We start from the raw sequence: 3,584 nt of genomic DNA, 5'->3' as shown, positions 1-3,584 counted from the left end.
TTATCCCCGGCCAGCATTACGACACGGTCGGGGTGGCGCCGCTTCTCGAACCGGCTGATTTCGAGGGACTTCTTGCTGACAAGGCGTTCGATGTCCACTGGATCGTGGACACCATACGCGCGCAAGGGGCCCGCGTGGTCATTTCCCAGCGTCGGAACCGCCTCGACAGGCGATCCTTCGATGGGGCCCTGTTCAAGGCGCGCCATCTCATCGAGAACTTCTTCTGCAAGCTCAAGGAGTTCAAGCGCATCGCCATGCGAAGCGACAAGACCGACAGATCATTCGCAGCGATGATTTATCTCACCGCCGCAATCATCAATTCGCGTTAATTCCCAACAGACCCCAAAAGGCGGCACCCGGAAATTTTGTAAATTTTTATCAGCGGACCGTTTTGAAAACGATCTTTGGGCAGGTGGTCAGAAGTTGGCGGTCAGGCTGACATTGAATGACCGCCCCATGCCCGGCAGCGCGCGCAGCATGCCGGTAGCCGCGTTATCGGCCAGCGACCATCCACCCAGCGGCAGCTCGTATTTCTGGTTCAGCACGTTGTCGATGCTGGCATCCAGCGTCACGTAACGCCAGTGATACTGCCCCCCCAGCCCCAGAAGGGCATAGCCGGGGGTGCGGGGTTCATTGCGGACCCAGTCCACGGTGTCCTTGGCTTTCACGAAGGTCATTTCCACCCGGCCGCTCCAGTTCTTCCACCGTTCATTCAGCGATACGCTGCCGTTGGTCGGCATCTGGTGGTACAGCCCCGCGCCATTGGTCAGGTCCTGCCCGCGCACCCAGTTGATGTTGGCCACGATCTCCCCCCGGCCAAAACGGGCGTTCTGCCACAGGCGGTAATTGCCCGAACCGTTGATGCCATAGCTCTGGGCATTGTGGTTGACGAATCCCAGCGTGTAGAACTGGCCGGCCGGTGCGATGCGCTGCGCGTTCACATAATCGTGGGTGTAGGTGTAGTACGGCTGGATCTTCAGGTCCCACCTGTCGCCATCGGGGTCATGCCAGTCTGCGGTGATGGAGGCGGTATTGGCTACCTCGGGCTTCAGGTCGGGATTGCCGACATAGCCGTTGCCGTCGCCAAACCAGTTGATCATGCTGGTGACCATGGCCGACCGCCCCCAGGCATAGCGTTCATACAGGTTGGGGGAGCGTGTCTTGCGCGCATAGCCCCCTTCGATCGTAAGGTCGCGCCGGGGCTTCCAGCGCACCATGGCCGTGACATCGAAATTCACGTCCGTCCGGCCCCGGTCGGTGGCGTTGAACGCGTTGGCCGCGTTGATGTTGGCCATGTTCATGGTCGATGAGTAGCCGGATACCGGTCCCGTATTCATCATGACCAGGTCATTGCGAAAGCCCAGCAGCGTGGTCACGCGCGGGGTCCATGCCGCTTCCCATTCCACGAAATGGCCCAGCCGGTCGCGGTGGCCGTCATTGATGCTGTGATAGGTGCCCGGTCCCATCATCATGCTGTCCGCGACGGGCGGCCACCAGTCATTCAGCCCGGAATGGTCGAACGAACTGCCCAGCCGCAGGGTCTGTCCCTCCGCCAGCGGTATCGTGGCCTTGATGCTGTAGCCCGCCATGCGGGCGTTGGTGTTCATGGGCATGTGGGTGGTCTTGTCACGGTCGGGCAGGAAGTCCATGGCGTGGTCCTCGCGCTGCCAGTAGCCGCGGGCCTCCAGTTCACCCCAGTCAAAGGTGCCAAGATACTTGCCGTTGACGAAGGTGGAACGGTTGTTGGTCATGTCCATGTACTGGTTGGCGAACCCTTCATGCGGCGTGTCCTGCTGCCCGAATGTCAGAGTGAACAGGTGGTTGTCCTTATGCAGGCCAAAGGTCACGGCATGGTTGTAGGTCAGGTAGCTGGTGGAGCGCACGATACCCGCATCCCCGCCGCCACTGTAATCGCCCGCCTGGCTGTAGGATGCGTTGTAGCGCAGGCTGAACATGTCATTGGCCACCGTCAGGCTGCCCGATGCGCCATACCCGCCGCCATTGCTGCGATAGGTGCCGGTGACATGCCCGGTGACGAGTATCTTGCCATGGCGGGCGAACTGCGGGTCCTTGCGTTCCACGTCGATCGTGCCGCCGGTGCTGTCGCCGCCCATGCTGACGGGGGTGATCCCGGCAATGGCGGTGGCGGTGTCCACGCTGTCGGGGTCAATGAAGGACAGGGCGGGGTTCATGTGGTTGGGGCAGCCCGAGGCAATGCGCACGCCATCGACCACGGTTGCCACGCGGTCATCCGCCATGCCGTTGATGACCGGCAGCGACGCAAGGCCACCGGCTGAATAGGTGCTGACACCCATCTGGTTGCGGAACAGGTTGGCCGTGTCGGGGCTGCTCAGGCTGGATGCCGTGCGCGATGCCTGTGATGGGGAACTGGCCGATAGCAGGCGGTCGCCCATGGGGGTGTCCTCGGCCGTGTCCTCGATCGACAGGCCGGGCAGGGTCACGGTGGTTTCGGCCTGCGCCATGACGGGGTACAGGCTGGCGGCCAGCATGTAGCCGCCAGCAGCCGCGGCAATGGGCGCGGCCGTTCTTTTTATGGAAGTCACTTTTCATGTCCTGAACAGGAAACGGGAATGCGCACGCCCGGGCGGGCATGCGACAGCGCATGGGTTCAGGAAACGGAAGGTGGCCCGCGTGACGGCGGCAGGCCGAGTGGAGCGGAAGGGGGCGCACGGGGCTGTCGCGGTTCATGCCGGGCCTGTCGCCATGCCATGGATGGCAGCGGCAGGAATGGCAGGAGCGTCAGCGCAAGGGCGGGCAGGTGCAGGAGCGGGCATAGCGGGCAGCCTTCGCCATGGTCATGGCCCGGATGGGCCGCCATGTCGTGCGGGGCCGCGTGCATGTTACCCATCATGGCATGATGATGGGTGGTGCCATGGACCGTGGTGGCCGCATGTCCCGGCGGGGCGATATCGATCCCCGTCAGCCGCATGATGGTGGCCCGGGGCAGTTCCCCCGGCATGCTGCGGCTTTCAATCAGCAATTGCCCCCACAGCCCCAGGCACGCGCACAGCACCATGACCCAGCGGATCACAGGCATGTCATGCATGAAGGGGTGACGGGCGTGGCCCATGATTGAACAGGCTCTTTGTGGTTGTAAGATAAGACGGTAACAGATTTATGTTCTCGTGGGTGCATTCCTTTTTGTCAAATGGATGCACGCCGCCGTACCGGCTACAATGGGTGGAACCGTGCCGCAACAGCAAGACAGAACAGCAGCCAGACTGCTTGTCCCCGACGGCGTGCGGGCACGTGGGCGCTGGGCGCGCATGGCGGCCGGGTGGGCGGTGCTGCTGGCGGTGCTGGGGCATGGCGTGATTGGCGCATGGCTGCTGCCGGGCGGCACGAAGGTGCCGGCAGCCCCCAGTGAAAAAAACGCCATCCAGGTCTTTTTTGACCGGCCGGAGGTTGCAACGCCCCCCAGACCGGCTACGCCACAGCCACAGCCACAGCCACAGCCACAGCCACAGCCACAGCCACAGCCACAGCCACAGCCACAGCCACAGCCACAGCCACAGCCACAGCCACAGCCACAGCCACAGCCACAGCCACAGCCACAGCCACAG

General features: G+C 63.0%; 3 protein-coding genes and 1 pseudogene. 2 read left to right on the top strand and 2 right to left on the bottom strand.

The window, feature by feature from the left end; translation table 11 throughout:
* On the top strand, nt 1-329 hold a 329-nt coding region (locus F1542_RS06365; RefSeq protein ID WP_193732303.1), incomplete at its 5' end, for a transposase.
* 87 nt (nt 330-416) lie between these two features.
* Here F1542_RS06365 and F1542_RS06360 read toward each other — a convergent pair.
* Together F1542_RS06360 and F1542_RS06355 are read right to left on the bottom strand one after the other, a co-directional pair.
* Entirely contained in the window at nt 417-2,564 is a 2,148-nt protein-coding gene (locus F1542_RS06360; RefSeq protein ID WP_193732302.1) for a TonB-dependent receptor domain-containing protein, read from the bottom strand.
* Nucleotides 2,565-2,629: 65 nt separating this feature from the next.
* Nucleotides 2,630-3,091, bottom strand: coding sequence for a DUF2946 family protein (locus F1542_RS06355; protein WP_227672531.1), 462 nt, complete (start codon nt 3,089-3,091; stop codon nt 2,630-2,632).
* A 118-nt stretch (nt 3,092-3,209) separates the two neighbouring features.
* On the opposite strand from F1542_RS06355, the pseudogene F1542_RS06350 reads away from it, so the two are divergent.
* A pseudogene (locus F1542_RS06350) lies at nt 3,210-3,584 on the top strand (energy transducer TonB); the annotation flags it as partial.

The organism is Komagataeibacter sp. FXV3 (genome assembly GCF_015155755.1).
In the GTDB taxonomy this organism is placed as follows: Bacteria; Pseudomonadota; Alphaproteobacteria; order Acetobacterales; family Acetobacteraceae; genus Komagataeibacter.
The sequence above is the reverse complement of the archived record's forward strand: the minus strand, read 5'-3'. Positions and strand labels throughout refer to the sequence as shown.

Excerpts from the sequence above, each read along its gene's own strand:
- F1542_RS06355 (WP_227672531.1), bottom strand. The coding sequence starts at position 3,091 with ATGGGCCACGCCCGTCACCCCTTCATGCATGACATGCCTGTGATCCGC.